Here is a 25,593-nt window from a genome sequence, read left to right on the forward strand (position 1 = left end):
TCTCCTTTTAACGTTTTGAGCGTTGCCGGCAAACACCGGCAACGGCTCGGACATCCTTGTCCAGCTTAGTCTCAGTCGATGCGCTTGGCCGACTTGATGAACACCGGGTCGGCCGGCACGTCCTTCATGCCGCTACGAACGGTGGTTGGCGAATTGACGATGATGTCGACCACGTCCATGCCTTTGACCACTTTGCCGAACACGGCGTAGCCGTCACCCTGGTCAAGGAAGTCGTTGTCCTTGACGTTGATGAAGAACTGGCTGGTGGCCGAGTCAGGCACCGAGGTACGGGCCATGGACAAGGTGCCACGAACGTTGACCAGGCCGTTGTTGTGTTCGTTCTTGATCGGCGCCTTGGTTTCTTTTTGCTGCATCTGTTGAGTGAACCCGCCGCCCTGAACCATGAAGCCAGGGATCACGCGGTGGAAAATCGTGTTGTTGTAGAAGCCGCTGTCGACGTACTCAAGGAAGTTCTTGGTACTGATCGGCGCCTTGACCGGGTCCAGTTCGATTTCGATCTGGCCGTTGGTGGTTTCCAGCAAAACGTGCGGCGCCTTGGCGGGCGTTGCAGCCATCAGGTTGGCGGCAAACAGGACGGTGCCAGCGGCGAGGGCGATTTTTTTCAGCATGGGTCAGTGATCCTGAGTGGTGGTGTCGACTGCAGTCAGAAAATCCAGCAGCGTTTGGTTGAAGTGTTCCGGCTGGTCCAGCGGCGTGGCGTGGCGTGAATCGGCGATCACCACCAGCCGCGCATCGGGCAGCAGTTTTACGTAGTTTTCCTTCAGCGCCACCGGTGTGTAGTCACGGTCGGCACTGACGATCAGGGTTGGACAGGTGACCTTCGAAAGTCGTTCCTGGACCCCCCAGCCAACAATGGCATTGAAGCTGGCGAGATAAGCATGTTTGTCGTTTTTTGCCCAGCGTTCGGCCATTTTTTGTCGCAAGTCGGCCTGCTCGGGCTTCGGGAACAACTTGCTGCCCAATGCCTTGCCGATGGCGCGCAGGCTGAGTGCGTGCATCAGGCTCCAGCGCTTGAACCACTGCCAGTAATCGTCGCGGCTGCGCAGTTTGACCTCTGGCGCACTGTTGACGATGCACAGGCTCTTGAGCAGTGTCGGCTGGTCCACACCCAGCTGGAAGCCGATCATGCCGCCCATGGACAGGCCGACGTAGTGTGTCGGGCCGAGATTGAGGTGCTCGATCAGTGCGATCAGGTCGGCGCTGAAACCGGCAATGCTGTAGCGCTCCCGGGGTTTGTCCGAACGGCCGTGACCGCGTACATCCGGGACGATCACCCGGTAGCGGGTGGCCAGTGCCGGGATCTGCTTTTCCCAGTCCAGGGTGCTGGAACCGAGGCCGTGGACCAGCAGCAGCGGCGTGCCGTGGCCATATTCCTCATAGTGCAGGTTGCAACCTTCGTGTTCGAAATAGGCCATGCATACACTCCGTGTCAGGCTTGTTCGGGGGCGGCGAACGGGGCGTCCAGTGGTGCGGTGTCAAAGGTGCGCAGCAGTTCGATGAGAATCTGCGTGGCCGGTCCCAGCGGTTTGTCCTTGTTCGAATACAGGTAAAAGCTCGGATTGCGGCTACCGCCCTGATCCAACGGTAGCAGCTTGAGCGTACCTTCCTTGAGTTCCCGTTCGATCATGTGCCGGGGCAACCAGGCAAAACCCAGGCCGCTGCTGACGAAGGTCGCGGCGGTGGCCAGGCTACCGACGGTCCAGCGCTGTTCGGCCCCGAGCCAGCCGACGTCCCGCGGTTGCTGGCGGCCCGAGTCGCGGATCACCACTTGCATCTGGCTTTCCAGGTCCTGGAAGCTCAGTTCGCGGTTGAGGCGGTGCAGGGGATGCTCGGGGTGGGCCACTGCAACGAACTCGACGTCGCTCAACTCCGCGCCCAGGTAACCGGGAATACTGAAGCCGGTGATGGCCAGGTCGGCCACGCCTTCGAGCAGGACTTCCTCCACGCCCGACAGCACTTCCTCACGCAGGCGCACCCGGCAGCCACGGCTTTGCGGCATGAACGCGGTCAAGGCACGGACGAGGCGGGCGCTTGGGTAAGCGGCATCGACCACCAGGCGCACTTCGGCCTCCCAGCCCTGTTCCATGTGATGGGCCAGGTCTTCGAGTTGGCTGGCCTGTTTCACCAGTTGCCGGGAGCGGCGCAACAGTACGCCGCCGGCTTCGGTCAGCACGGCTTTGCGTCCGTCAATGCGCAGCAACGGCACGCCGAGCTGATCCTGCATGCGTGCCACGGTGTAGCTGACCGATGATTGCGAGCGATGCAGCGCCTCGGCGGCCTGGGCGAAACCACCGTGATCGACCACGGCTTGCAGCGTTCGCCATTGATCAAGGGTCACGCGGGGCGCTTTCATGTTGAGCTCCTCTTGTCCTAAGCTGGCAACCCTTACTGGAGGCTGCTGAATGAAAAAAATCTGTTGTGTGCTGCTGGCGCTGCTGCCGCTGACGGCGATGGCTTACCCGATCGATGTGAAGAAAGACCTCAACGGCATGAAGATCGATTACCAGACCTACGACACCGATAGCGACATCGGCTCCATCCAGGTGGCCAACTACGGCGACGTCGATGCAAGCTGCAAGGCCGTTTTCATCAATGGCCCGGAAGCCCCGCGTACCCGCAAGATCGACGTACCGGCCGGCAAGCACAAAAATGCCACCGCCAAATTCAGCCGCAACATCATCAAGCTGCGCATCGAGCTGAGCTGCACCCCGAAATGACAGCAATCTCCTGTGGGAGCGGGCTTGCTCCGGGCGGCGTTCCGACGAAGAGGCCGTGTCAGTCGATATCAACGTGAATGACACACCGCCTTCGCGAGCAAGCCCGCTCCCACAGGGTATGTTGAGCTTATAAACGAATTTATTGATGGGTTATAGCAGTTATTTGCGCTTTTTCATCGATATGACTCTGTTTAACCTTCTCTCCATCGACCTACAGCATTCTCAGATGGAGGCTACATCCCATGTCCCGCGTTCTGATCATCGAAAGCAGTGCCCGTCAGCAAGACTCGGTTTCCCGTCAACTGACCCAGACGTTCATCAGCCAGTGGAAAGCCGCTCACCCGAATGACCAGATCACTGTCCGGGACCTGGCCGTCAAGCCGGTGCCGCACCTGGATATCAACCTGCTGGGTGGCTGGATGAAGCCCGCCGACCAGCGCAGCGACATCGAACAGGCGTCCCTGGAACGCTCCAACCAGTTGACCGACGAATTGCTCGCCGCCGATGTACTGGTCATGGCCGCGCCCATGTACAACTTTGCTATCCCCAGCACCCTGAAAGCCTGGCTCGACCACGTGCTGCGTGCCGGCGTGACCTTCAAGTACACCGAAACAGGTCCGCAAGGCCTGCTCACAGGCAAGCGCGCCTACGTATTGACGGCTCGTGGCGGCATCTATGCCGGCAGCACCGCCGATCACCAGGAACCGTACCTGCGTCAGGTCATGGGCTTCATCGGTATCCACGACGTGACGTTCATCCACGCCGAAGGCATGAACCTGGGCGGTGACTTCCAGGAGAAAGGCCTGAACCAGGCGAACGCCAGGCTTGCGCAAGTGGCCTGACCCGTTAATCGCCAGATAATCGCTGGATGGTCTAGTGACCTGGCGCAACCCTTCAAGCCTGTACGCGCATCGAACCTCCCTTCGCACTTTTTGCTCCTGAGTGCTCTGGCCCGATTGAACGCTTTAGCGAGATCGGGCTTTTTTTTGCCCGGAATTATTGAGCGGGCATACAACCCTTGTGGGAGCGGGCTTGCTCGCGAAAGCGGTGTGTCATCCCACATTTATGTCGCCTGACACTCCCTCTTCGCGAGCAAGCCCGCTTCCACAGTTTTTGTGTTGGTTTAGCGTTCGCGATCAGTGGCAAAACCGGCTATCGTCGCCGCCATTCAAAACGAGGCGAGCATGGGCTATCTACTTTTTGTCACGCTGATCCAGGCGTTTTCCTTCAGTTTGATCGGCGAATACCTGGCCGGTCATGTCGACAGTTACTTCGCGGTGCTGGTGCGTGTGCTGCTGGCCGGGCTGGTGTTCATCCCGCTGACCCGCTGGCGCTCGGTGGAGCCGGCGTTCATGCGCGGCATGCTGCTGATCGGCGCCTTGCAGTTCGGCGTGACCTACGTCTGCCTGTACCTGAGCTTTCGCGTACTGACGGTGCCGGAAGTGCTGCTGTTCACCATCCTCACGCCGCTACACGTGACCCTGATCGAAGATGCACTGAATCGTCGCTTCAATCCCTGGGCCCTGGTCGCGGCCCTGGTGGCGGTGGCGGGGGCGGCGGTGATTCGCTTTGACCGGATCAACCCGGATTTCTTCATGGGGTTCCTGTTGCTGCAACTGGCCAACTTCACCTATGCCGCCGGGCAGGTGCTGTACAAACACCTGGTCGCCCGCCACCCGAGCGATCTGCCGCATTACCGACGCTTCGGCTATTTCTATCTCGGCGCACTGGCGGTGGCGTTGCCGGCGTTTCTATTGTTCGGCAAACAGAACTTCCTGCCCGAAGCGCCTTTGCAATGGGGCGTGCTGCTGTTCCTCGGCCTGGTCTCCACTGCGCTGGGTTTGTATTGGTGGAACAAGGGCGCGTGCATGGTGAATGGCGGGACCCTGGCGGTGATGAACAACCTGCATGTGCCCGTGGGCTTGCTGATCAATCTGCTGATCTGGAACCAGCATGAAGAACTGGGGCGATTGTTGCTGGGCGGTTCGGTGATTTTGCTGGCGGTGTGGATCAGTCGGTTGGGCATCAGCAAGGGCGCACAAACTGCGTAGGAGCTGCCGCAGGCTGCGATCTTTTGATTTCAAGATCAAAAGATCGCAGCCTGCGGCAGCTCCTACAGAAGATTTGTGGTGTTACATGACGTGTTTTTCTGGCTCGGGGATGTGGCTGGCGCCCAACACCGCTGGTAGCAGCCCGGCACGTAGATCCGTTCCGCTCGGTTGCTGATACAGGCTCAACCCGAACTCCGGCAACACCGCCAGCAGGTAATCGAAAATATCCCCCTGGATCCGCTCGTAGTCGGCCCACGCCGTGGTGCGGGTAAAGCAGTAGATTTCCAGTGGAATGCCCTGGGCCGTGGTCTGCATCTGGCGGACCATGCAGGTCATGTTCGGCTGGATCCCCGGATGACTCTTCAGGTAGGCCAGCGCATAGGCGCGCAAAGTGCCGATGTTGGTCATCCGCCGACGGTTGGCCGACATGGCCGCGACGTTGCCCTGGGCCTCGTTCCAGGCCTTGAGTTCGGCCTGTTTGCGGGTCATGTAGTCGGTGAGCAAGTGCACCTGGGACAGCTTCTGCTCCTCGTCGTCGCGCAGGAAGCGCACGCCGCTGGCGTCGATGAACAGGCTGCGCTTGATCCGGCGGCCACCGGAAGCCTGCATGCCGCGCCAGTTCTTGAATGACTCGGACATCAGGCGCCAGGTCGGAATCGAGACGATGGTCTTGTCGAAGTTCTGCACCTTGACCGTGTGCAAGGTGATGTCCACCACATCGCCGTCGGCGCCCACCTGGGGCATTTCGATCCAGTCGCCGACCCGCAGCATGTCGTTGCTGGTCAATTGCACGCTGGCGACGAACGACAGCAGCGTGTCCTTGTAGACCAACAGAATCACCGCCGACATGGCACCCAGGCCCGAGAGCAGCAACAGCGGCGAGCGGTCGATCAAGGTCGCGACGATGACGATCGCGCCAAACACGTACAACACCATTTTCGCCAGTTGCACATAGCCCTTGATCGAGCGGGTGCGGGCGTGTTCGGTGCGGGCGTAGATGTCCAGCAGGGCATTGAGCAGGGCGCTGACCGCCAGCAGCAGAAACAGTAAGGTGAAGGACAGGGCGACGTTGCCGAGGAAATTCAGACTGGTCTTGCTCAGGTTCGGTACCAGATTGAGACCGAACTGGATCACCAGCGAAGGCGTGATCTGTGCCAGGCGATGGAACACCTTGTTCTGCAGAAAATCATTGACCCAGTGCAAGGCCGGCTGGCGGCTGAGCATTTTGGCCGCGTGAAGGATGAGGTAGCGCGCCACCCGTCCGAGGAACAGCGCAATGGCCAGCAACAGCAGCAGCGCCAGGCTGGAATGTACGAGCGGGTGCTGGTCGAGGGCTCCCCAAAGGTCCAGGACGTTGATCCAGAGCTGTTTGATATCCATGGTTAAAAACGATTCTTCTGTAGGGCGCGAGGGGCGATTAGAGCATTTAAGACGCTTTGTATTGCGTTTTGGGAAAAACAAGGCAACAAAAAACCAACTGTTTACCGCCATTTGCACAAAGAAACTCGGCCTGAGCGCTCGAAACCGTTACCCTATGCAGCTGTTTTTTTGCATTTCTTCGAGGTAGCACCCGTGTTTTCCCAATTCGCCCTGCACGAACGCCTGCTCAAAGCCGTGGCCGAGCTGAAATTTGTCGAGCCAACGCCTGTGCAAGCCGCGGCCATTCCGCTGGCGCTCCAGGGGCGTGACCTGCGGGTGACGGCGCAAACCGGTAGCGGCAAAACCGCTGCATTCGTTTTGCCCATCCTCAACCGTCTGATCGGCCCGGCGAAAATCCGCGTCAGCATCAAGACCCTGATCCTGCTGCCGACCCGCGAACTGGCCCAGCAGACGCTGAAGGAAGTGGAACGCTTCTCGCAGTTCACCTTCATCAAGTCCGGCCTGATCACCGGCGGTGAAGACTTCAAGGTCCAGGCCGCGATGTTGCGCAAGGTGCCGGACATCCTGATCGGTACGCCGGGCCGGATGATCGAGCAACTGAACGCCGGCAACCTCGACTTGAAAGAAGTTGAAGTCCTGGTGCTCGACGAAGCCGACCGCATGCTCGACATGGGCTTTGCCGAAGACGTGCAGCGCCTGGTGGACGAATGCACCAACCGTCAGCAGACCATGCTGTTCTCCGCCACCACCGGTGGTTCGGGCTTGCGCGAGATGATCGCCAAGGTCCTGAACAACCCTGAGCACCTGCAGCTCAACGCGGTCAGCCAGCTGAACGACACCACCCGCCAGCAAATCATTACCGCTGACCACAACCAGCACAAAGAACAGATCGTCAACTGGCTGTTGGCCAACGAGACGTACCAGAAGGCCATCGTCTTCACCAACACCCGGGCCATGGCCGACCGTATCTACGGCCGCCTGGTGGCGCAGGAATACAAAGCGTTCGTGCTGCACGGCGAGAAAGACCAGAAGGATCGCAAACTGGCGATCGACCGTCTGAAGCAGGGCGGCGTGAAAATCCTCGTGGCCACCGACGTCGCCGCTCGCGGCCTGGACGTCGACGGCCTGGACCTGGTGATCAACTTCGACATGCCGCGCAGTGGCGACGAGTACGTTCACCGTATCGGTCGTACCGGCCGTGCCGGTAACGATGGCCTGGCCATCTCGCTGATCTGCCACGGCGACTGGAACCTGATGTCGAGCATCGAGCGCTACCTCAAGCAGAGCTTCGAGCGCCGCACCATCAAGGAAGTCAAGGGCACCTACGGCGGACCGAAGAAGGTCAAGGCCTCGGGCAAGGCTGTCGGCGTGAAGAAGAAAAAGACCGACGGCAAGGGCGACAAGAAGAAAACTGCCGCCAAGACCCCGACCAAGCGCAAGAGCGCCAACCGGCCGAAGAGCGATTCCCTGGTCAGCAAGGACGGCATGGCGCCGCTCAAGCGCCGCAAGCCGGAAGCGCCAGCGGCTGAGTAAGCCACTGTAAGCGACCCAGGAAAAACCCGGACAGTGTCCGGGTTTTTTTATTCCTGGCGTCTATCAGCTTTCGGTTTTCTTCTCGGCAGCGCCCAGCTCCTTCAAGCGCTGGTCGATCAACTGGCACTTGTCCGGCAAGTCTTTCGAGGCAGTGCTCAGATCCATTTTTTGCAACTCGTCATTGATCTCTTTGGCCTTGGTCGGGTTCTGCTCGGTGAGCTTGGCCACTTCCTGGGCCAGTTGTTCGCGTTTGGCGGTGGCTTCCTCGGGAGTGCAGGCCCAGGCGGGCAGGGCACAAGCGAGGGCAGCGGCGAGAGTGAGCTTCTTCAGCAGTGGTTTCATGGGGGCGGGCCTCAGTTCCGGTCAAGGCGGGTTATCCGGTTGAGCGCTGGCCCTTTGGGAAAGTTCAGTCTGTGATATTTGCGTGGGTTGTCAGGGCCCCTTCGCGCCTCGTTGCCTGGGTCTATCCACCGTGGCAGCAACTCGATTTCGCCTGTTCCTCATATTTGTCATGGTGGCGCACCCACTCCATGATCTCCTCCTCGTTGCGCCCCTTGGGCGTCAGGTCCAGGTAGTTGTAGGCGCCGACCAGCATGTCCAGCCCCCGCGCATAGGTGGAGTAGGTGTGGAATATTTCACCGGCTTCATTGCGATAAAACACGCTGAGACCGGGGAGTTCTTCCTCGGCGCCGTCGGTTTTTTCGTAGTTGTACGTAGCCTTTCCTGCGGCGACCTCTTCGGCCCGGGCACAGACGCCAAAGTCGTAGTTGAAGTCGCATCCTGCCGACGACACCCAGTCGAATTTCCAGCCCATGCGCCGCTTGAAGGCCTGGAATTCGGCGAAGGGTGCGTGGGAAACCGCCACCACGGCAATGTCGTGGTGGGCCAGGTGCTGGTTGGCGCCGTCGATGTGATCGCTGAGGTACGAGCAACCGGGGCAGCCCTCGTCCCAGCCCTCGGCGAACATGAAGTGGTAGATGACCAACTGACTGCGGCCGCCGAACAGGTCCGCCAGTTTCAGTTCGCCATTGGGCCCCTGGAAATGGTAGTCCTTGTCGATTTTCACCCAGGGCAGGGCGCGGCGTTCGGCGCTGAGTTTGTCCCGTTCCCGGGTGAAGGCTTTCTCGTGGATCAGGTGTTGTTTGCGGGCGGCGAGCCATTCTTCCCGTGACACGACGGGGTGATTCTGGATGTTCATGTTGTTTTCTCCTGCGTGGGGCGGGGAGGTGACGTACACAGCCTAGTCGTTTGGCTTGGGTGGAATTCGACATACCGCCGGTCGGTCGTCAGCGAAAGGCCGTCTGAACGGCTGTCGGGCGTACCGGTCACAACCTGTAAGGCCCGTTCAAATGCACGGGCATCCATCGAACGGACACCGGAGGTTGAATCAGGATGACGACTTACAACTGGGACTTGATTGAGCGCTTGCTGCATGAAGTGCAAAACAGCGCGGGCCACAACTTCACGCCGCGGCCTTACGCCGAACAGCATGCGGCGCAGAAGGCCGCGGAAGGCGAGTCGATAGAAAATCTTGATCACTTGAAAACGGTGGCCGGCGAGTACGAAAAGCTGCTGCTGTTGCGTGGCTATATCGAGCCACGGCCGGAGGACGAAGGTGGCACGGGTGCCAATTACATTCTGACGGCGCGGGGTTCGCGTTTGTTGAGCCTGATCGACAGCAGTATTCCCGGTAATGATCACCCGCGGCAGGTGCTCGATGAGCAGGAAGACGCGCTGGATGAAGCGACATTCGATGAGGTGGCGTCGAAGGCGCAGATTGCTTGATGTACGCGTACACCCTGTGGGAGTGAGTTCCCACAGGGGGGGGCGCTTAGCCTTGTTTCGCCGCTTTCAGGCACTTCAGATCACTGAAATCCTTCCTCACACCCTCGATTTTCTTCAGTAATCGTTCACGCTGGCTCGGCGTGCTTGCAGCCATGAGATCCACGAACAGCGAACGTGCCTGGGCCTCGGTGTTGGCAAAGGCCTGACGATAGGCGGGTGTCCACAAGCTCTCGCGATTGATCAGAAGTGTCTCGATTCGTTGTGGGAATTGTTGACTGTGGCGTTGCGCAACGGCTGCACTGAACTGTTGCTGCCAATGGACACGATTGGCCAGCCACTGCGTATTCTGATCACCCAAGGCCCGGGACCATGTGGTGACCCGCTGTTGCTGGGTGTTGTTCAGTGGGCCGAGCCAGTCGTTCAGGCGCTTCTCCATACGCGCGCTGCGCTCCTTGATCTGCTGGTCGAGGGTGGGCTTGAGGTATTCCTCCTGGCGCTTGCGCCTGTCCTTGGCGAAGGCTTCATTCATATCGGCGACTTGCTTGTCATCCAGCCCTTGCAGCAACTCGATGGCCGAGGGGGTGATTTCCCGCGCGGTCTCGGCGATCGCCTGTTCGGCTTCGTGGGCGCGGGCCTGCAAGGCGGCATCGGTGACCTGGTTGGACGCGATCATGGTTTGCAGGCGGTCCAGCCAGTCGAGGTAGCCGGGTAGTTGGGTGGTGCAGTGCCAGCTCAGGTGTTCCTTCAGGCGTACGTCCAGCCAGCTTTTCTGCTCGCCGTTCATGTCCAGGTAGTCGCTGAGCGTCCACGGGATGATCACATCGAGATTGCGGTAGGCCAGGCCCACGCGGCTGCACGCGCCGAGGGCGAGGGTAACGGTCAACACGACGGCGATATGTTTGAACCAGCGGGACATGGGCGAATCCTTGCGAAAGCCAGTCTTCGGGGTCTGATTCTCTTGTGAACCCGGGAGGGGGCCGGCAGTTCAGCCGATCAATAGAACGCGTGTTCGGCCTTGAGCGTCACCAGCCCGTCGCATTGGCTGTTGTGCCCGGCATAGGCCGAGCAACCGCTGCCGCTCAGGCTGGAGTCACTGTAGATCAGGTCGAGGTCGATGCCCATGAACGGGCGGGACAATTTCAGCGACCAATCGGTAAAACTGCCTACATACCCGCCATCCACCGCCACTGGCGTATTGAATTGGTGGGTGGTGTATTTCAGGCTGATGCCGACACCGAATGGTTGATTGCCGCTCAAGTCAGCGAACAGCGTGTTGTTCTGTTTGTCCGGGTCGTTGCTGAAGGCGATGCCGAAACGGCTGCCGAGCAAGGTCAGGCCGCCGAACAGTTCCTGGCTGTCAGGGGTGGTGACTTCGGGGTAGCTGTAGCGGATCAGGCCCACTTCGTAGCCGAGGGTTTGGTCGAAGGGTTGTTTAAAGCCCGCGTAGGAATCGATCTCGAGGTCTTTCCCCGGGCTGATGCCCATGCTGGGTGACCATTGGCCCACGTAGAAACCGCTGTCGTGGCTCAGGTCCAGGCCTCCGTGGAACGAGCCGACGGCCGAAGGTTTGACCAGGCCCTGGGCCATGCTGCGGGTGGGGGTGGTGCCGAGCTTGAGATCGAAGGCACCCAGTTCACGCTGAAAGATTTGTGCGTGTGCAGCGGAGCAAACCAACAGGCCGCCGAGCAATGCCGATAAACAGAAAGGTTTGAACATGCGTCACTCCATGAACAGCGAGGGCAGGCTGGGGAGCCCGCTGAAACGCTTGATCCAGACGCGTGCAAGGATACCGGCGAATGATCGGCAGCGAAGGCCGTTCGTCGATTTCGATGGATTTTAAGGGGGCGGAGGGAGTGACGAGGGTTCCAGTCCAAGCGCTTCGAGGCTCAAAGCGCTTTGGGACCAGGTGACGCGAGGGGGTTACTTTTTGCCCAGGGTGATCTGCTTGGACGGGCCGAACGTCTGGCCGCTGACGCCTTTGGCAATTTGCTGGATTTCACCGCCGGACTTGAGAAACGCTGCGATCTGGCTGTTGATCGACTCGCTGGTTTCAACGGCTGGAGCTGGCTTTGCTTTGCTGGTGGATGCTTTTACGCGCATGGCGGCCATTAACCTGTAGAAAATTAACTTGGCCAGGCATCGTACAGGAATTACCTGATAATTGCTTGGCAAATATCCCCTCGCAATAATCCTGAGGTCGGGGTAATCAGTCCTCGGACAATATTCGAAATATAGGTCTAAGCCGCTGTTTTAAATAAGAACATGCCTTGAAAAATGCCGAGTTACGCTTGTCTGGGCATGGCGTAAATGCCCGGATCGGTCTGACGAGCGGCCAGGCATGCGATGAAAGCCCGTGAAAATCAAGGTCTTCAAAGGATTTTCTCGCGCCACCGGGCCGGGGGCCGAACGCGGCGCTTAAAACCGGGTAGAATGCCGCCCACGCAATGAGGGTATTGGACATGGCTTTAGTCGGGCGTTACAACAGTTTGCAAGTGGTTAAACACACTAACTTCGGTTTATATCTGGACGGTGGCGCGGATGGCGAAATCCTTCTGCCAAATCGTTATATTCCAAAAGATATTCCTAGCGAAGATGAAGACTGGCTCAACGTTTTTATATATCTGGACAGCGATGACAAACTCATCGCCACTACTGAAAAGCCGAAAGTTCAAGTGGGTGAATTCGCCAGTTTGAAAGTTGTTGAAGTCAACAGCATCGGCGTATTCCTGGACTGGGGCTTGCCCAAGGACCTGTTGCTGCCGTTCTCCGAAGAGAAGCGTCAGATGACGGCGGGCGAGTACGTGGTGGTGCACGTCTACCTCGACAAGCACACCCGCCGCATCACCGCGACCGCGCGCCTGGACCGCTACCTGGACAAGACCCCGGCCAACTACACGGCTGGCCAGGAAGTGGACTTGCTGGTGGCCGAAGCCACGGACATGGGCTTCAAGGCCATCATCAACAACAAGCATTGGGGCCTGATCCACAAGAACGAAATCTTCAAGTTCATGCGCGCCGGTAAAGAAGAAAAGGGTTTCATCAAGGAAGTTCGCGCCGACGGCAAGATCAGCCTGAGCCTGCAGCCGGTCGGCCAGGAAGCGGCTACCAGCCTGAACTCGAAGATCCTCGCCAAGTTGCGTGAAAACAACGGCACCCTGGCCGTGAGCGACAAGAGCGATCCGGCGTTGATCAGCAGTCTGTTCGGTGTCAGCAAGGGCAACTTCAAGAAGGCCATTGGCGCGTTGTACAAGAATGGCCAGATTGTCATTCATGCCGATCGCATTGATCTGAGTTGATCCCGCTCTGCCCCTGTAGGAGCTGCCGAAGGCTGCGATCTTGATTTTAAGGATCAAAAGATCGCAGCCTTCGGCACCTCCTACAGGGTTATTTCCGGTGTTCTGGTTGATAATCGCCAGCCGGGGTTTTGCTTTTACTGCCGAGTCTTTGCCATGGATTGTGTCTTCGAGGTGTTCCGGTGAGCGCCACCCGGCGCAGTACCGACGGGTTTGCCCTGCAAGTGATGGTTGGGTTGTGCCTGATCTGGGGCGTTCAGCAGGTGATGATCAAGTGGGCGGCGGCCGATATCGCGCCGGTGATGCAGGCGGCCGGGCGTTCCGGCATGTCGGCGTTGCTGGTCGGGCTGCTGATCTGCTGGAAGGGTGGCTGGAGCCAGGTGAGTACGACCTGGCGCGGCGGTCTGCTGGCCGGTGCCTTGTTCGGCCTGGAGTTCTTCTTCATCTCCGAAGGCCTGCAACTGACCACGGCGGCGCACATGTCGGTGTTCCTCTACACCGCGCCGATCTTCACGGCATTGGGTGTGCACTGGTTATTGCCCAGTGAGCGTCTGCGACCCCTGCAATGGCTGGGGATTGTCCTGGCCTTTATCGGGATTGCCATCGCGTTTGCCGGCGGGGTGTCCTGGGACAACCTTGATTACCGCATGTTGATGGGCGATGCCTTGGGAGTGCTGGCGGGGGCCGCCTGGGGCGCGACCACGGTGGTGGTGCGCGCTTCGCGCCTGTCGGAAGCGCCGGTGACCCTGACGTTGTTCTATCAGTTGATTGTCGGTTTCTTCGGTTTGCTGTTGATCGCGCTGCTCAGCGGCCAGATCACCCATGTCAGCCTGACCACCGTGGCGGTCACCAGTGTGCTGTTTCAGGGCGTGGTGGTGTCGTTCTTCAGTTACCTGGTGTGGTTCTGGCTGTTGCGCCGATACCTGGCGGCGAACCTCGCGGTGTTTTCGTTCATGACGCCGTTGTTTGGCGTCACCTTTGGTGTCGTGCTGCTGGGCGAGAAACTGAGCCTGAACTTCATCCTCGGCGCCATGCTGGTGTTGGCGGGCATCACCTTTGTCAGCGCTGAGCAGTGGCTGCGCCGTCGTTTGCGCAAGGCTCTGGGGCAGCACTGACCGGCGCGAGCAACAGACCGCCGGCGATCAGCAAGCCGCAGCCGGCGACCACCAGTGCTGGCTGCAAGCCGCCACTGAAATGACTGCTGAGCGCCGCCAGCAATGGCCCACTGAGCTGGCCTACGGCAAAGCAGGCCGTCAGCAGGCCGGCATTGCGCTGGGTGGCATGGGGGGCCAGTTCCCGGGATCGCTGGATCACCAGTTGCATGCAGGCCAGGAACGGCGTGCCGCACAGGATCACACCCAATGCCAGCCCCGGACCGTTGGCCAGCAGGCAGGCAAACACGCCCGCAGCTTGCAGCCATAACGTTGCCATCAACCAGCGCCGCGTTGCACCCGCTTTTTGGCGACGCAGACTCACCAGCACCACCCCCGTAGCCGCCGCAAGTCCGAAGCACGGCCAGAACAGGTCGGCCTGCCATTGGCCATGGAATTGCGCATTGGCCATTTGCGACAGAAAGGTCGCCGGGATGATGTAGCCCAACCCGTACAAGCCGTAGATAAAGCCCAGACGAGCGATGCCTTGAGTGCCCGGTGCGCTGGCGACGGGTGCAGCGGTCGCGGTTACGCTCGCTTGCGGCAGAAACGGCAGAATCCCCAGCAGCATCGCCAGCCCGGCGGCGGCGTACACCAGCCACAAGGTGGCGGAAGTCTGGCCCAGCAGATTGGAGCCCAGGGCCAACAAACCTGTGAGAAAAATCCCCAGGCCCGGTCCGGCGAAGACCAGGGCGCCGAGCCGGGGACGACCGGCCGCTGCCGCGAGCGGCTGGCTCAGTGCGGTGATCATCACCAACACCCAGGCGCTGGCCACACCGGTGCCGAAGCGCAGCAGCAGGTGCGACCAGAACCCGTTGGCCCAGAACGACGCCAGGGTCAGCAATACGCAGAGCCACAACCCGCCCAGCAAGCGCCGGCGCACTTGCGCGGGACGCCGGGAAAACATGGCGTCTACCGCACCGATGAAATAACCGAGGTAGTTGGCGGCGGCAATCAGCCCGGCGGCGGTCAGGTCGATCTGACCTTCGCTGAGCAGGTGTGGCAGTTGCGGCGTCAGGGCAAAACGGCCGATGCCCATGGCCATCATCAGGGCAACGAAACTGGCGGATAAGCGAATCAGGGGAGACATGGTCTGGATACCGTTCAGAGGATCGATGACCGTCAGGCTAGGGCTGATTGACTTTCTTTAAAAATGAATAATAGTGAGTAACTTGTTCTTTTTTGGAGAATATCGTGGAGTTCAGCCAATTACGCATCTTCCAGGCGGTGGCGGAGGAAGGGTCCATCACCCGGGCCGCCGAACGGCTGCATCGAGTGCCGTCGAACCTGTCGACCCGGCTCAAACAGCTGGAAGAGCAACTGGGTGTAGAACTGTTCCTGCGCGAGCGTCAGCGTTTGCAGTTGTCGCCTGCGGGAAAAGTCCTGCTGGACTACACCGCCAAGCTGTTTGCGCTGCGCGACGAAGCCAGCGCGGCGGTGCAGGGCGGGCAACCGGCGGGCGACTTCGTGCTCGGCACCATGTACAGCACGGCCGCTATCCACCTTCCGGGGTTGTTGGCGCGCTATCACCGCCTGTATCCGGCAGTGAATCTGCAAGTGCAATCCGGTCCCAGCGGTGAGTTGCTCGAAGGCCTGCTCACCGGTCGGCTCGATGCGGCGCTGGTGGATGGCCCTATGGAGCTGGCCGGGCTCGACGGTGTGCCCTTGTGCGACGAGCGCCTGGTGCTGATCAGCGAGGCCGATCATCCGCCCGTGCGCAACGCGCTGGATGTGGAAGGTCGCGCGGTGTTCACCTTTCGCCAGGGCTGCTCCTACCGTATGCGCCTGGAGGCCTGGTTCGCCCATGACCATGCGGCGATGGGCCGGGCGATGGAGATCGAGTCCTATCCGGGAATGCTTGCGTGTGTGATTGCCGGATCCGGTGTGGCGCTGATGTCGGAATCGATGCTCGCCAGTTTGCCGGGCCGCGAGAGTGTAGCCGTGCACCCGTTGGCCGAACCGTTTGCCAGCGCGACCACCTGGCTGATGTGGCGCAAGGGCATGGTCGGGGCCAACCTGAATGCCTGGATCGAACAGCAGCAGGCGGTTTTTCCGCAGGCACCGACGCAGGCGCGGGAAATTGCCTGAACGCTGGCTGATTGTGATGGATTCAGTAACAGATCATTGCGACTTTGCACGAGCATTGCGTAGGACTTCGGACTATTATCAGTGCGAAGGGGCTACAGAATTTTGGCCGCTCGGCACTACCCTGAAGGGGGCACCATGAAAGAGAAAATCCAAAACTGGCTGCATGACCTGGGCGTGGCGCTCGGCTTGATCGAACCGCCTCTGCAACCCGTGCCTGTTCGTACTGACGACGAGCAACGTCGGCGCCAGCAGCGACGCCGGTAATGGCTCCGGATCGCCAGTGAGAGGGGCTTGCTGTGGCGAGGGGGCTTGCTGTGGCGAGGGAGCTTGCTCCCGCTGGGCTGCGAAGCAGCCCCAAATAGTCACTGAGTTTTAGCAGGTCATTGGATTGCAGGTTTTGCGACTGCGGCGCAGTCGGACGGGAGCAAGCTCCCTCGCCACGATTCACGTCGTTGACGATCAGCCTCAATCCCGCCCAATCTCCAACAAAAACCGGCTCAAATCATTCACCGTCCTGGCGGTCTTGAGCATCCGGTCTTCTTCCACGGTAAACGCCGTCACACCCAGTTCATCTTCCAGATGGAAGATCAGCTCTTCGATATCTTTTTTGTCCAATCCTAACTGCGCCAGGCTGGCGTTGTCGTCGAAGTCATCCCGGCCTTCCAGCAGGCGGCTGATGTAGCGATGTACGACAGCACGAAGGGCGGCTTCTTTCATGATCGTTCTTCGAGGAGGTGGGTGCAGCTCTCCCTGCCGTTGCAGTCCCTGCCGTTGAGTACAGCAGGCTTTAGCCGTGTGAGCGCTGCCATTCGTCAATCATGCTGCGCAAATGCTCTCCGGAAAAGCTGCCGAAATGCCCGCCATGCACCGTGCGGATCGGCAGCGCATGCAGGCGTTGCAGGCTGCGTGCGTAGTCCTCGAGGTTGGAATGGTAGGCGTCTTCGATCAGCGGCCCGTCGTAGATGATGTCGCCGCTGAACAAGGTCTCGGTGGCGGCTTCGTACAGGCAGATGCCACCCGGCGAGTGCCCCGGCGTGTGCACGACCTGCAACACGCGGTTGCCCAGGTCCAGCGCATCTCCATCTTCGACAAACCCCGTGGCCGGCGCGGCCTTGACCCGGTACTCGGCGTAGCACAGCGGGCAATCAGGGTGCGCCTCGAACATGTCGTCGCCGACAAAGGCTTTGCTCAAGTCGTTGTCGCCATCCGGCGCGGCCAGGATGTCCGCCTCGGCCGGATGCACCAGGCGCTCGGCGAATTCGTGATGACCGGCGATGTGATCGAAATGGCAGTGGCTGGCTACGGCCACCAGCGGCCGCTCGGTGATCCACGGCAGTTGCTCGCGCAGGCTGACCAGGCCCGAGCCGCTGTCCAGCAGCAGGTCCCTGTCACGGCCCTGGATGTGCCAGAGGTTGCAGCGGTAGAAGGGCCGGATGTACGGCTCGTGAATCAAGCGAATGCCGTCGCTGAGATGTTTGACTTCGAACCACTGGTCGCGGCTGACGATCTTCATAGGCAGTTTCCTTCAGACGAAAAAAAACGAGTGTGGCAACCGACGCCACACTCGTCGAAGAAAGCATCAAGTCGTTATGTTCAGCTTAGGCAGCGCTGGCCACTGCTGCCGTGCAGCGGGACATCAAGCTCACCACCACGAAGCTCACCAGGCCTACACCGAGGCTGTAGTAGATCGGGGTGTTGGCATCCAGGCCGTCCTTGAACATGAACAGCAGCGCGGTGGCGAAGCCCATGCCCATGCTGGCGATGGCGCCGGCGGTGGTGGCGCGTTTCCAGAAGATCGCGCCCATCAGCGGGATCAGCATGCCGCCTACCAACAGGTTGTAGGCCAGGGTCAGGGCGCTGATCACGTCGTTGACCACCAGGGCGATACCCAACACCACAATACCGGTCAGCATAGTGACCAGGCGGTTGAGGCCCAGGCTCGACTGTTTGCCGCCACGCAGTTTCGGCAGCAGGTCTTCGGTCAGGGTGGTGGCAGCGGCCAGCAGGCCGGCGCTGGCGGTGGACATCATGGCGGCCAGTGCGGCAGCGATCACCAGGCCACGGATACCGTCCGGCAGGGACAGTTTGACGATGGCGGCGAAGGCGTTGTTGACGTTGTCCAGATCCGGGATCAGTACGTGTGCAGCCATGCCGATCAGGGCGCAGGCCAGGCCGTAGAGGATGCAGTAGATACCGGCAGCGGTACCGGCAACCTGAGCCACTTTGGCGGTCTTGACGGTGAACACCCGTTGCCAGATGTCCTGACCGATCAGGATGCCGAAGAAGTAGATCATGAAGTAGGTGATGATGGTGTCCCAGCCGATGGTGGTGAAGCTGAAGCTCGCCGCCGGCAGTTTCATGACCAACTCATCCCAGCCGCCGACGCGGTACATGCAGATTGGCAGCAGGATGAACATCAGGCCCACGGTCTTGATCACGAACTGGACGATATCGGTCAGGGTCAGGGACCACATGCCGCCAATGGCCGAATAGATCACCACGACGCCACCGCCCAGCAGTACCGAGATCCAGAACGGCAGGCCGAACAACACTTGCAGAACGGTGCCGATCGCCAGGATCGAGGTCACGCCGATCATCAGCGCGTAGGCCAGCATGATCACCGCGCTCGCGGAGCGGGCCATCGGGTTGTAGCGTTTTTCCAGCACCTGGGTAACGGTGTAGATCTTCAGTTTCAGCAGCGGTTTGGCGAGGAACAGGTTCAGCGCCACGATCCCGCAACCCAGCGCGGCACACAGCCAGAAGCCGGAGATGCCATGCACGTAGCCCAGACGCACGGTGCCCACGGTGGACGCGCCGCCCAGAACGGTGGCAGCCATGGTGCCCATGTACAGGCTTGGGCCGAGGTTACGACCGGCGACCAAAAAGTCTTCGTTGGTCTTGGCCTTGCGCATGCCGTAATAGCCAAGCAGCAACATCGCGGTGGCGTAGATGAGTACAACGAATAAATCCAAAGCCATTATGGCGTGTCTCCGATTGTCTTTTTTATGCGAAACAAAGGCGTTTCTGTGGGGCTGCTTTCTGTGGGAGCGAGCTTGCTCGCGAAGGCGTTCGGTCAGTCACATCGATGTTGAATGTGCCGCCGTCTTCGCGAGCCGGCTCGCTCCCACAAGTGGATCTGTGTCAGGCGGGCTGACGTATTTCAGGTTTTGCAACGGCGCTGGCACCACGGCTACGAACATCATTCGGGCCGAACACTTCGCGCGATTCCGGGAACAGGCTCAGCAGCGCCAGGTACACCAGCGAGGCCAGGCCCAGGGTCACAGGCAGGCTGATGTCGATGCCACCGGCCATTTCGCCCAGCGGCCCGACAAACTGACCTGGCAGGTTCACGAAGCACAGGCCGACGGCCGCGCTAGGGATCCAGGCACCCAGGCCACGCCAGTTCCAGCCGTGGGTGAACCAGTAACGGCCACCTTTCTCGCCGCGGGTGAACACTTGCAGGTCATCGGGGCAATAGAAGCCGCGACGCACCAGCAGGCCGATGATCATGATCACCATCCAGGGGGTGGTGCAGGTGATGATCAGCACGGCGAAGGTCGACACGCTCTGCACCAGGTTGGCCGCGAAGCGCCCGATGAAGATGAAGGCAATCGACATCACACCGATCAGCAGAGTGGCCTTGACCCGCGACAGTACCCGTGGGAATACGCTGGACATGTCCAGCCCGGTGCCATAGAGCGAGGTGGTGCCGGTGGACATGCCGCCGATCACCGCAATCAGGCACACCGGCAGGAAGAACCAGCTCGGCGAGACTGCCAGCAGGCCGCCGACATAGTTGTTGGCCGCGATGTAGTCCGGTGCCTTGATCGCTACGATGGTGGCGGTGGTCAGGCCGAACAGGAACGGGATGAACGTTGCGACCTGCGAAATCACCACCGCCGCCATGATGCGGCGCTTGGAGGTGTCACGCGGAATGTAGCGCGACCAGTCGCCGAGGAACGCACCGAAGGAAATCGGGTTGCTCATGGCCACCAGTGCAGCACCAATGAAGGCGGCCCAGAAACCCGGTTGACCCATGTTGACGCTACCGGCGTAGTTCGCATCGAAGGGACCGGCGAAGGCGAAGATCCCCAGCAGGAACAGCAGGCTGGCACTCCACACCGCGATCTTGTTGACCCACAGCAGGAAGCGGAAGCCGTAGATGCACACGGTCAGCACCAGGATCGCGAACAGACCGTAGGCCAGGCCCAGGGTCAGGTCGGTTTCCGGCAGGCCGATCAGGCGTTTGGCGCCACCGATCAGCGCATCACCCGAACTCCACACCGAGAGCGAGAAGAAGGCGATGGCGGTCAACAGCGACAGGAACGAACCGACGATCCGCCCGTGCACGCCGAAGTGCGCACCGGAAGACACGGCGTTGTTGGTGCCATTGATCGGGCCGAACAGGCCCATTGGCGCGAGGATCAGCGAACCCAGCAACACGCCCAGCACAATTGCCCAGACGCCCGCCTGGAAAGACAGGCCGAACAGGACCGGGAAACTGCCGAGAACGGCGGTAGCAAAGGTGTTGGAACCACCGAAGATCATCCGGAACAAGTCCGTCGGGCCTGCGGTGCGTTCGTTGTCAGGGATTTGTTCGACCCCGTAGGTTTCAATTTGCGTAAGGCTTTGGTCTTTGTTGTTGTTATTCATGATCAGCTCCGATCATAAAGGCGCGCTCATCGTGCGTGAGCGTCACCTGTGTTGGCTAAGGGGGTGGCAGCCCTTCCGGCATCGCGGACAAATGTTCGTGGCAGGCCAGCCATAGGCCTTGTTGTTCTTGGCCAGACGCTTGTTTCTTGAAAACAATCGTCTCGCGCTCCTGGCTAAAGTGCTGCTCCCCTTGCATGCGCAGCTCGGTGGCTACGTCATGGATGAAAATCGCCACGTCACCCTGCAGGCTGACGAAAGCGTTGCTCGAGGTGCACGAGAGCACCTCGAAGCCATCCTCGGCGCGCCAGCCGTCCCACATCGCCTGGTAGGCGTCGCGCGACAGCAGGGGCTTTTCGAGGGTGTAGAAGACGAAGCTGGCATCGGCGCTGAAAGCGCCGAAGTAGGCTTCGCGATCGTTACGGGCAAAAGCGGACACCAGATCGGCGGCGGCTTTCAGAACCTGATCGCGTTCGTTCATGAACCATCCTCAGCGGTGGACTACGCCAGGCAGTACGCAGAGCATTTCGTACAGCAGGTTGGCGGCCAGCAGCGAGGTGTTGCCGGTGGTGTCGTAAGCGGGCGAGACTTCTACCAGATCGCAACCGACCAGGTCGAGGCCTTGGCAGCCACGAACGATCTCGATCGCCTGAATGGTCGTCAGACCGCCGATTTCCGGGGTGCCGGTGCCTGGTGCCCAGGCCGGGTCGATACCGTCGATGTCGAAGCTCAGGTAGACAGGACCGCCACCGACTTTCTCGCGGACTTCAGCCATCAACGGCTCCAGCGATTTGTGCCAGCACTCTTCGGCCTGAACCACACGGAAGCCCTGGTTGCGGCTCCAGTTGAAGTCGTCAGCGGTGTAGCCCTGGGCGCGCAGGCCGATCTGCACCACGCGGTCCGGGTCAATCAGGCCTTCTTCAACGGCGCGACGGAACGTGGTGCCGTGGGCGATTTTCTCGCCGAACATGTGATCGTTCACGTCAGCGTGAGCGTCGATGTGCACCAGGCCGACCTTGCCGTGCTTCTTGTGGATGGCACGCAGGATCGGCAGGGTGATGGTGTGGTCGCCGCCCAGGGTCAGGGGGATCACATCGTGTTCGAGGATGTTGTCGTAGGACTCTTCGATGATCCGTACGGCATCCAGCAGGTTGAAGGTGTTGATCGCGATGTCGCCGATGTCGGCAACCGACAGCGAGTCGAACGGCGCAGCGCCAGTGGCCATGTTGTATGGGCGGATCATCACCGATTCAGCGCGGATTTCGCGAGGCCCGAAACGGGTGCCAGGGCGCAGGGAAGTACCGATGTCCAGCGGCACGCCTACGAAGGCAGCGTCCAGGCCGGCAGCGGTATTCAAGTGGGGAAGTCGCATCATGGTGGCGATGCCGCCGAAGCGCGGCATTTCGTTGCCGCCCAGTGGTTGGTGAAGAATCTTGTCCACGGGTAGGGCCTCATCGTCGTTGTTTTATTTATAGGGTTGCGCCGTTCACGGAAGGTACGGGCACCGTTGTGGGGCGATTCTGCGAAATGTAGTGGCCGGGAAGAATCGCTACGGGCAAATACTTAGTTCAGATTTTTCTAAACTAATGGCCAGGGCGGCGGTAGACTTCACCACTCGTTCAACGGCTGGTGGCTAACCCTGTAGGAGCTGCCGAAGGCTGCGATCTTTTGATCTTGATTTTCGGCGGCTTCATGGTCGCCAAGAATGAAGATCAAAAGATCGCAGCCTTCGGCAGCTCCTACGGGAGACAGCTGGAAATCAAATGGTGTCAGGAGTACCCATGGCCAACGCTTTACCCGACCTGAAACTATTGCGCATCTTCGTCAGCGTGGTGCGTCACCAGGGCTTCGCCAACGCCCAGCAGGAGCTCAACCTCTCGACGTCGGCCATCAGCACCTACATGAGCCAGCTCGAAGCGGCCCTCGGCCTGGTGCTCTGCCATCGCGGTCGTGGCGGGTTCAGCCTGACCAGCAAGGGGGAGTTGTTCCATCAGGAAACCTTGCGTCTGTTGGGCGAACTCGAAGGCTTCGAGCAGTACGCCGCCGCGCTGAAGGGCGAGTTGCGCGGCACCTTGAACCTCGGGGTGATCGACTCCACGGTCAGCGACAAGGCCCTGCCGTTCGCCGAAGCCATCGGTGCCTACAGCCAGGAACACCCGGCCGTGCACTTGCACCTGTCGGTAATGAGCCCTTACGAACTGCAGCTCGGCGTGCAGGACAACCGTCTCGATCTGGCCATCGGTGCGTTTTCCACACGCATGAGCGGCCTGGTGTATATGCCGCTGTACCGTGAGCAACACTGGTTGTATTGCAGCACGCGGCATCCGCTGTTCAACGAGCGGCGCATTCCCGAGCAGGTCATCACCCAGCAGCGTATGGTCGGCCGTGGCTACTGGAGCCAGGCCGAGCTGGCGCGTCACGGCTTCAAGCACAGCGCCGCGACCGTGGAAAGTATGGAAGCCCAGCTGATTCTGGTGCTGTCGGGCGCCTACATCGGCTACCTGCCGGAGCACTACGCCCAGGCCTGGGCCGACAAGGGCGACTTGCGGGTGTTGCTGCCGGCGACCTTTGGTTATCAGGCGCCGTTCTCGATGATCGTGCGCCGGGGCCGTAGCCGCGAGCCGCTGATCCAGACGTTCCGCGACCTGCTTAAAGCCCAACTGAATCAGGCGTGAAGAAGATGTCCAGAATCCAGTGCCCGCGCTGCCTGCGTCCGCAATCGCACTGCCTGTGCCCGTTGATCCCGAGCCTCGACAGCCGCACCCGGGTGTTGCTGTTGCAGCATCCGAGCGAAGTGAACCATGCGCTGAATACGGCGCGGTTGGCGGCGTTGGGCTTGAACAATGCCGAGTTGATCGTGGGCGAGGTGTTCGAGGATTTGCCGGTGTTGTTGAATCAGCCTGGATATACGGCGCGGTTGTTGTTTCCGGGCGAAGAAGCGCTGCCGATGAAAGCCTATGGCTCCTCAGATGAATCGATGTTGCTGGTGGTCCCGGACGGCACCTGGCGCAAGGCCCGAAAGATGCTGCACCTCAATCCGCTGCTGGCAGCGTTGCCGAGGGTGATGCTGGCCGAAGGCGGTGTGTCCCGTTATCGGCTGCGCAAGGCACCGGGGCCGGGGGCGTTGTCGACAGTGGAGGCGATTGTGCAGGCGCTGGAAACCCTCGAAGCGCCGACTTCGTTTGCGCCGTTGTTGAAGCCGTTCGAAGCGTTGATCGAGGGGCAGATTGCGGCGATGGGGGAGGAGGTTTACCAGCGTAATCATGCCGACAAGTGATCGGTGTATGTACCGGCCTCTTCGCGGGCAAGCCCGCTCCCACAGTGTTCGTGTTGTACATATAGTTTGCGAACGCCAATGAACCTGTGGGAGCGGGCTTGCCCGCGAAAGCGGCAGATCAGTCACAGCAGATTTTGGAGGTTGCCTACCTTTCCCGCATCGCCTCGGTCCGCGCCTTGAGCACCGGCTTAAGCAGATAATCGAGCACCGTTTTCTCCCCGGTAATAATGTCCACCGTCGCCACCATCCCCGGGATGATCAGCAGCGGTTTCACATCCCCGCCCAGATGGTTTTTGTCAGTGCGCACCTGAATCAGATAAAAGCTGTTGCCCTTGTCGTCGGTGATGGTGTCGGCGCCGATCAGTTCCAGCTTGGCGCTCAGGCCGCCGTAGATCGTGTAGTCGTAGGCACTGAACTTGACCATGGCTTTCTGGCCCGGATGCAGGAATGCAACGTCCTGCGGGCGGACCTTGGCCTCGATCAGCAGGTTGTCTTCCAGTGGCACGATTTCCACCATGTCACTGCCGGGCTGGACCACACCACCGATGGTGTTGACCTTCAACATCTTGATGATGCCGTGCACCGGCGAGACCACGGTAGTGCGGGTCACGCGGTCGTCGATGGCGATGCTCGATGCCGTGATTTTCGACAGGTCGGTGCGTTTCTCGTTCAGCTCTTTGGCCGCTTCGGAACGGAAGGTCTGTTCCGACTCGTCGATCTTGCTTTTGATCTCGTTGATCGCCGATTCCGCCCGGGGAATCGCCAGGGTGGTGGCGTTCAGCGAGCCGCGAATCTCCACGGCGCTGCGTTTGAGGCGCAGGATTTCCACCGGTGACACCGCGCCGGTGCCCACCAGCGGCGTGGACATGTTCATCTCTTGCTGCAACAACGCCAGGCTTGAACTGAATTGCCCCTGTTTCGAGCGGAACTCCGCCAGTTCCTGGGTTTTTTGCCGAAGTTGTTCCGACAGTGTGCGCTGTTCGCTCGCGAGTCGACGTTGCCGTTGCTCGTACAGCGAGCGCTCGTCTTCGGCCACTTGCGGAGCCTTGGCGATCACTTCTTCTGACAGCTTGAACGGCCGGCCTTCGGCTTCGGCCGAGAGCCGTTCGACCTGCGCGGTCAAGGCGTAGCGATCGGCTTCGCTTTCGCCCTTGTTCGACAGGTAGCGCGTGTCATCCAGGCGCAGCAGGGTGTCGCCCTTGTTCACCATCTGCCCTTCGCGCACAAAGATCTCGGTGACGATGCCGCCCTCAAGGTTCTGGATCACCTGGACCTTGCTCGACGGAATCGCCTTGCCTTCGCCCATGGTGACTTCCTGCAACACGGCGAATTTGGCCCAGACCAGCGCGCTGATCAGCAACGCCGCCGCCAGCCACACGGTGATCCGCGACCAGCGCGGTGAGTCCTGCAACGAGGCGCCGGCGGTTTCCGGCATGAATTCGACTTCGGCGCTTTTGCCGAAGCTGTTGAAGTAGCCTCGGGGCGCTGAATCTGGCGTTTGAGCAGACATGGGCGATACCCGTCAGTTAAGAGAAATAGTGCCGAACACAATCCTGTGGCGAGGGAGCTTGCTCCCGTCCGGCGGTGAAGCCGTCGCAAAAACTGCTGGCGCGATCCAGATGACACAACGAGGGGGTTGCTTCGCAA

28 protein-coding genes are annotated in these 25,593 nt (G+C 60.3%); 11 read left to right on the forward strand and 17 right to left on the reverse strand.

From position 1 onward, the window contains the following. Positions 1–71: 71 nt before the first annotated feature. The 3 genes from ACEN83_RS06800 to ACEN83_RS06810 are packed head-to-tail and all read right to left on the reverse strand — an operon-like array spanning position 72 to position 2,374. Positions 72–629: a peptidylprolyl isomerase gene (locus ACEN83_RS06800; protein ID WP_095963783.1), complete on the reverse strand. Its 558-nt coding sequence runs from the start codon at positions 627–629 to the stop codon at positions 72–74. Between the two features lie 3 nt (positions 630–632). After that, positions 633–1,436 carry an alpha/beta fold hydrolase gene (locus tag ACEN83_RS06805; protein WP_495579841.1) on the reverse strand — a complete coding sequence of 268 codons (804 nt, stop codon included), beginning with the start codon at positions 1,434–1,436 and terminating at the stop codon, positions 633–635. Between the two features lie 14 nt (positions 1,437–1,450). Beyond that, positions 1,451–2,374 carry a PA3225 family LysR-type transcriptional regulator gene (locus ACEN83_RS06810; RefSeq protein ID WP_008018223.1) on the reverse strand — a complete coding sequence of 308 codons (924 nt, stop codon included), beginning with the start codon at positions 2,372–2,374 and terminating at the stop codon, positions 1,451–1,453. A gap of 49 nt (positions 2,375–2,423) precedes the next feature. Here ACEN83_RS06810 and ACEN83_RS06815 point away from each other — a divergent pair, with 49 nt between their 5' ends. From ACEN83_RS06815 to ACEN83_RS06825, 3 genes are all read left to right on the forward strand, one after another. Continuing rightward, positions 2,424–2,738, forward strand: a complete 315-nt coding sequence (locus ACEN83_RS06815) for a hypothetical protein (RefSeq protein ID WP_007972481.1) — start codon at positions 2,424–2,426, stop codon at positions 2,736–2,738. Positions 2,739–2,980: 242 nt separating this feature from the next. Then, positions 2,981–3,580 (forward strand): FMN-dependent NADH-azoreductase, encoded by a 600-nt coding sequence (locus ACEN83_RS06820; protein ID WP_495579842.1) that lies wholly within the window; start codon positions 2,981–2,983, stop codon positions 3,578–3,580. A gap of 342 nt (positions 3,581–3,922) precedes the next feature. After that, on the forward strand, positions 3,923–4,789 hold the full coding sequence (locus tag ACEN83_RS06825) for a carboxylate/amino acid/amine transporter (protein WP_218501761.1): 867 nt from the start codon (positions 3,923–3,925) through the stop codon (positions 4,787–4,789). Positions 4,790–4,870: 81 nt separating this feature from the next. Here the strand turns inward: ACEN83_RS06825 and ACEN83_RS06830 are convergent, their stop codons facing one another. Continuing rightward, on the reverse strand, positions 4,871–6,169 hold the full coding sequence (locus ACEN83_RS06830) for a mechanosensitive ion channel family protein (RefSeq protein ID WP_495579843.1): 1,299 nt from the start codon (positions 6,167–6,169) through the stop codon (positions 4,871–4,873). A 192-nt stretch (positions 6,170–6,361) separates the two neighbouring features. Between ACEN83_RS06830 and ACEN83_RS06835 the strand changes: the two genes are divergently transcribed. After that, a complete protein-coding gene (locus tag ACEN83_RS06835; RefSeq protein WP_495579844.1) occupies positions 6,362–7,702 on the forward strand; it encodes a DEAD/DEAH box helicase in 1,341 nt (446 codons plus the stop codon). Between the two features lie 63 nt (positions 7,703–7,765). Here ACEN83_RS06835 and ACEN83_RS06840 read toward each other — a convergent pair whose 3' ends face one another. Both ACEN83_RS06840 and ACEN83_RS06845 read right to left on the reverse strand, forming a co-directional pair. Beyond that, a complete protein-coding gene (locus tag ACEN83_RS06840; protein ID WP_495579845.1) occupies positions 7,766–8,044 on the reverse strand; it encodes a hypothetical protein in 279 nt (92 codons plus the stop codon). 121 nt (positions 8,045–8,165) lie between these two features. Beyond that, positions 8,166–8,900 (reverse strand): DUF899 domain-containing protein, encoded by a 735-nt coding sequence (locus ACEN83_RS06845; RefSeq protein WP_104450473.1) that lies wholly within the window; start codon positions 8,898–8,900, stop codon positions 8,166–8,168. A gap of 194 nt (positions 8,901–9,094) precedes the next feature. On the opposite strand from ACEN83_RS06845, the gene ACEN83_RS06850 reads away from it, so the two are divergent. Next, positions 9,095–9,487, forward strand: a complete 393-nt coding sequence (locus ACEN83_RS06850; RefSeq protein ID WP_493724910.1) for a transcriptional regulator — start codon at positions 9,095–9,097, stop codon at positions 9,485–9,487. A gap of 46 nt (positions 9,488–9,533) precedes the next feature. On the opposite strand, the gene ACEN83_RS06855 is transcribed toward ACEN83_RS06850, so the two are convergent. The 3 genes from ACEN83_RS06855 to ACEN83_RS06865 all read right to left on the reverse strand — a co-directional run bounded on the left by ACEN83_RS06855 (position 9,534) and on the right by ACEN83_RS06865 (position 11,596). Further along, a complete protein-coding gene (locus tag ACEN83_RS06855) occupies positions 9,534–10,403 on the reverse strand; it encodes a DUF6279 family lipoprotein (protein ID WP_495579846.1) in 870 nt (289 codons plus the stop codon). Positions 10,404–10,480: 77 nt separating this feature from the next. Next, positions 10,481–11,203, reverse strand: coding sequence for a TorF family putative porin (locus ACEN83_RS06860; protein WP_116580299.1), 723 nt, complete (start codon positions 11,201–11,203; stop codon positions 10,481–10,483). A gap of 204 nt (positions 11,204–11,407) precedes the next feature. Then, positions 11,408–11,596: a PFL_1563 family small protein gene (locus ACEN83_RS06865; RefSeq protein ID WP_015096330.1), complete on the reverse strand. Its 189-nt coding sequence runs from the start codon at positions 11,594–11,596 to the stop codon at positions 11,408–11,410. Positions 11,597–11,946: 350 nt separating this feature from the next. Here ACEN83_RS06865 and ACEN83_RS06870 point away from each other — a divergent pair, with 350 nt between their 5' ends. After that, positions 11,947–12,783, forward strand: coding sequence for a CvfB family protein (locus ACEN83_RS06870; RefSeq protein WP_007972500.1), 837 nt, complete (start codon positions 11,947–11,949; stop codon positions 12,781–12,783). Positions 12,784–12,962: 179 nt separating this feature from the next. Continuing rightward, a complete protein-coding gene (locus ACEN83_RS06875) occupies positions 12,963–13,895 on the forward strand; it encodes a DMT family transporter (protein WP_495579847.1) in 933 nt (310 codons plus the stop codon). On the opposite strand, the gene ACEN83_RS06880 is transcribed toward ACEN83_RS06875, so the two are convergent. Next, positions 13,840–15,021 (reverse strand): MFS transporter, encoded by a 1,182-nt coding sequence (locus ACEN83_RS06880; protein ID WP_495579848.1) that lies wholly within the window; start codon positions 15,019–15,021, stop codon positions 13,840–13,842. The genes ACEN83_RS06875 and ACEN83_RS06880 overlap by 56 nt on opposite strands. A gap of 104 nt (positions 15,022–15,125) precedes the next feature. Here ACEN83_RS06880 and ptrR point away from each other — a divergent pair, with 104 nt between their 5' ends. After that, positions 15,126–16,019: a putrescine utilization regulator PtrR gene (gene ptrR / locus ACEN83_RS06885; protein ID WP_495579849.1), complete on the forward strand. Its 894-nt coding sequence runs from the start codon at positions 15,126–15,128 to the stop codon at positions 16,017–16,019. A gap of 135 nt (positions 16,020–16,154) precedes the next feature. After that, the gene (locus ACEN83_RS06890; RefSeq protein ID WP_007972508.1) at positions 16,155–16,283 is read left to right on the forward strand and encodes a PA1414 family protein; all 129 of its coding nucleotides are present in this window, start codon (positions 16,155–16,157) and stop codon (positions 16,281–16,283) included. Between the two features lie 201 nt (positions 16,284–16,484). Here ACEN83_RS06890 and ACEN83_RS06895 read toward each other — a convergent pair whose 3' ends face one another. From ACEN83_RS06895 to speB, 6 genes are all read right to left on the reverse strand, one after another. Then, a complete protein-coding gene (locus ACEN83_RS06895) occupies positions 16,485–16,736 on the reverse strand; it encodes a phosphopantetheine-binding protein (protein WP_095963797.1) in 252 nt (83 codons plus the stop codon). A 70-nt stretch (positions 16,737–16,806) separates the two neighbouring features. Continuing rightward, on the reverse strand, positions 16,807–17,532 hold the full coding sequence (locus ACEN83_RS06900; protein WP_495579850.1) for an MBL fold metallo-hydrolase: 726 nt from the start codon (positions 17,530–17,532) through the stop codon (positions 16,807–16,809). Between the two features lie 85 nt (positions 17,533–17,617). After that, positions 17,618–18,997 (reverse strand): sodium:solute symporter family protein, encoded by a 1,380-nt coding sequence (locus ACEN83_RS06905; RefSeq protein ID WP_495579851.1) that lies wholly within the window; start codon positions 18,995–18,997, stop codon positions 17,618–17,620. Between the two features lie 163 nt (positions 18,998–19,160). Next, complete coding sequence (locus tag ACEN83_RS06910; RefSeq protein WP_495579852.1) at positions 19,161–20,672, reverse strand: purine-cytosine permease family protein; 1,512 nt, start codon at positions 20,670–20,672, stop codon at positions 19,161–19,163. Between the two features lie 55 nt (positions 20,673–20,727). Further along, the gene (locus ACEN83_RS06915; RefSeq protein WP_102698930.1) at positions 20,728–21,150 is read right to left on the reverse strand and encodes a YybH family protein; all 423 of its coding nucleotides are present in this window, start codon (positions 21,148–21,150) and stop codon (positions 20,728–20,730) included. A gap of 9 nt (positions 21,151–21,159) precedes the next feature. Further along, entirely contained in the window at positions 21,160–22,110 is a 951-nt protein-coding gene (gene speB, locus ACEN83_RS06920) for an agmatinase (RefSeq protein ID WP_007972517.1), read from the reverse strand. Positions 22,111–22,450: 340 nt separating this feature from the next. Here speB and ACEN83_RS06925 point away from each other — a divergent pair, with 340 nt between their 5' ends. Together ACEN83_RS06925 and ACEN83_RS06930 are read left to right on the forward strand one after the other, a co-directional pair. After that, entirely contained in the window at positions 22,451–23,344 is an 894-nt protein-coding gene (locus tag ACEN83_RS06925; RefSeq protein ID WP_007972518.1) for a LysR family transcriptional regulator, read from the forward strand. A gap of 5 nt (positions 23,345–23,349) precedes the next feature. Next, positions 23,350–23,946 (forward strand): tRNA-uridine aminocarboxypropyltransferase, encoded by a 597-nt coding sequence (locus ACEN83_RS06930; RefSeq protein WP_495579853.1) that lies wholly within the window; start codon positions 23,350–23,352, stop codon positions 23,944–23,946. A gap of 145 nt (positions 23,947–24,091) precedes the next feature. Here ACEN83_RS06930 and ACEN83_RS06935 read toward each other — a convergent pair whose 3' ends face one another. Beyond that, positions 24,092–25,456, reverse strand: coding sequence for an HlyD family type I secretion periplasmic adaptor subunit (locus tag ACEN83_RS06935; protein WP_495579854.1), 1,365 nt, complete (start codon positions 25,454–25,456; stop codon positions 24,092–24,094). Positions 25,457–25,593: the final 137 nt, after the last annotated feature.

Source organism: Pseudomonas sp. Pseusp49 (assembly GCF_059491875.1).

What these genes read in the sequence shown, in the direction of transcription:
- ACEN83_RS06935 (WP_495579854.1), bottom strand. Translation starts at nt 25,456, where the DNA reads ATGTCTGCTCAAACGCCAGATTCAGCGCCCCGAGGCTACTTCAACAGC.
- ACEN83_RS06810 (WP_008018223.1), bottom strand. Translation starts at nt 2,374, where the DNA reads ATGAAAGCGCCCCGCGTGACCCTTGATCAATGGCGAACGCTGCAAGCC.
- ACEN83_RS06925 (WP_007972518.1), top strand. Translation starts at nt 22,451, where the DNA reads ATGGCCAACGCTTTACCCGACCTGAAACTATTGCGCATCTTCGTCAGC.
- ACEN83_RS06845 (WP_104450473.1), bottom strand. Translation starts at nt 8,900, where the DNA reads ATGAACATCCAGAATCACCCCGTCGTGTCACGGGAAGAATGGCTCGCC.
- ACEN83_RS06860 (WP_116580299.1), bottom strand. Translation starts at nt 11,203, where the DNA reads ATGTTCAAACCTTTCTGTTTATCGGCATTGCTCGGCGGCCTGTTGGTT.
- ACEN83_RS06865 (WP_015096330.1), bottom strand. Translation starts at nt 11,596, where the DNA reads ATGGCCGCCATGCGCGTAAAAGCATCCACCAGCAAAGCAAAGCCAGCT.
- ACEN83_RS06895 (WP_095963797.1), bottom strand. Translation starts at nt 16,736, where the DNA reads ATGAAAGAAGCCGCCCTTCGTGCTGTCGTACATCGCTACATCAGCCGC.
- ACEN83_RS06855 (WP_495579846.1), bottom strand. Translation starts at nt 10,403, where the DNA reads ATGTCCCGCTGGTTCAAACATATCGCCGTCGTGTTGACCGTTACCCTC.
- ACEN83_RS06830 (WP_495579843.1), bottom strand. Translation starts at nt 6,169, where the DNA reads ATGGATATCAAACAGCTCTGGATCAACGTCCTGGACCTTTGGGGAGCC.
- ACEN83_RS06800 (WP_095963783.1), bottom strand. Translation starts at nt 629, where the DNA reads ATGCTGAAAAAAATCGCCCTCGCCGCTGGCACCGTCCTGTTTGCCGCC.
- ACEN83_RS06930 (WP_495579853.1), top strand. Translation starts at nt 23,350, where the DNA reads ATGTCCAGAATCCAGTGCCCGCGCTGCCTGCGTCCGCAATCGCACTGC.
- ACEN83_RS06870 (WP_007972500.1), top strand. Translation starts at nt 11,947, where the DNA reads ATGGCTTTAGTCGGGCGTTACAACAGTTTGCAAGTGGTTAAACACACT.
- ACEN83_RS06815 (WP_007972481.1), top strand. Translation starts at nt 2,424, where the DNA reads ATGAAAAAAATCTGTTGTGTGCTGCTGGCGCTGCTGCCGCTGACGGCG.
- ACEN83_RS06910 (WP_495579852.1), bottom strand. Translation starts at nt 20,672, where the DNA reads ATGAATAACAACAACAAAGACCAAAGCCTTACGCAAATTGAAACCTAC.
- ACEN83_RS06840 (WP_495579845.1), bottom strand. Translation starts at nt 8,044, where the DNA reads ATGAAACCACTGCTGAAGAAGCTCACTCTCGCCGCTGCCCTCGCTTGT.
- ACEN83_RS06915 (WP_102698930.1), bottom strand. Translation starts at nt 21,150, where the DNA reads ATGAACGAACGCGATCAGGTTCTGAAAGCCGCCGCCGATCTGGTGTCC.
- ACEN83_RS06805 (WP_495579841.1), bottom strand. Translation starts at nt 1,436, where the DNA reads ATGGCCTATTTCGAACACGAAGGTTGCAACCTGCACTATGAGGAATAT.
- ACEN83_RS06880 (WP_495579848.1), bottom strand. Translation starts at nt 15,021, where the DNA reads ATGTCTCCCCTGATTCGCTTATCCGCCAGTTTCGTTGCCCTGATGATG.
- ACEN83_RS06820 (WP_495579842.1), top strand. Translation starts at nt 2,981, where the DNA reads ATGTCCCGCGTTCTGATCATCGAAAGCAGTGCCCGTCAGCAAGACTCG.
- ACEN83_RS06825 (WP_218501761.1), top strand. Translation starts at nt 3,923, where the DNA reads ATGGGCTATCTACTTTTTGTCACGCTGATCCAGGCGTTTTCCTTCAGT.
- ACEN83_RS06890 (WP_007972508.1), top strand. Translation starts at nt 16,155, where the DNA reads ATGAAAGAGAAAATCCAAAACTGGCTGCATGACCTGGGCGTGGCGCTC.
- ACEN83_RS06905 (WP_495579851.1), bottom strand. Translation starts at nt 18,997, where the DNA reads ATGGCTTTGGATTTATTCGTTGTACTCATCTACGCCACCGCGATGTTG.
- ACEN83_RS06850 (WP_493724910.1), top strand. Translation starts at nt 9,095, where the DNA reads ATGACGACTTACAACTGGGACTTGATTGAGCGCTTGCTGCATGAAGTG.
- ACEN83_RS06900 (WP_495579850.1), bottom strand. Translation starts at nt 17,532, where the DNA reads ATGAAGATCGTCAGCCGCGACCAGTGGTTCGAAGTCAAACATCTCAGC.